Below are 433 nucleotides of genomic sequence, written 5' to 3' on the forward strand. Positions count from 1 at the left end.
GTTGTTGACGGCGGTACAGGGCGGTAATGCGCCTGATGTCGCCACCCTGGATCAAATCTGGATGGGCGCCTTTGCTCAAGCAGGCGCAATCACGGCTCTCGACGACCAAGTCAAGACTTCCGGTCTTATGGCCGACACTTTCTTCAAAGGAGCCTGGGCCTCAAATGTTTCTGACGGCAAGCTCTGGGGAATCCCCATCAACGTGGACGTTTGGTCCTTCACTTACTACAATAAGGCACTCCTCAAAGAGGCTGGGGTTGATCCTGCCTCGCTAAAGACCTTCGAGGGATTGAAGGCAGCGGCGCCGAAGCTTACGGACAAGTCCAAGGGACGCTATGGCATTGGCTTGTTCGGCCACAAGGGGGAAGATACGGTCGTCGTCCTCGATACTTTCATCTTTTCCAATGGCGGCAAAGTCTTGGATGAGAAGGGT

Annotated in this window: 1 protein-coding gene; it reads left to right on the forward strand. The window is 54.7% G+C overall.

What is annotated here, in order from left to right:
• Nucleotides 1-433, forward strand: a 433-nt coding sequence (locus EH240_RS37550; protein WP_125007313.1) for an extracellular solute-binding protein, incomplete at both ends; no start/stop codon positions are given.

Source organism: Mesorhizobium tamadayense, assembly GCF_003863365.1.
GTDB lineage: Bacteria > Pseudomonadota > Alphaproteobacteria > Rhizobiales > Rhizobiaceae > Mesorhizobium > Mesorhizobium tamadayense.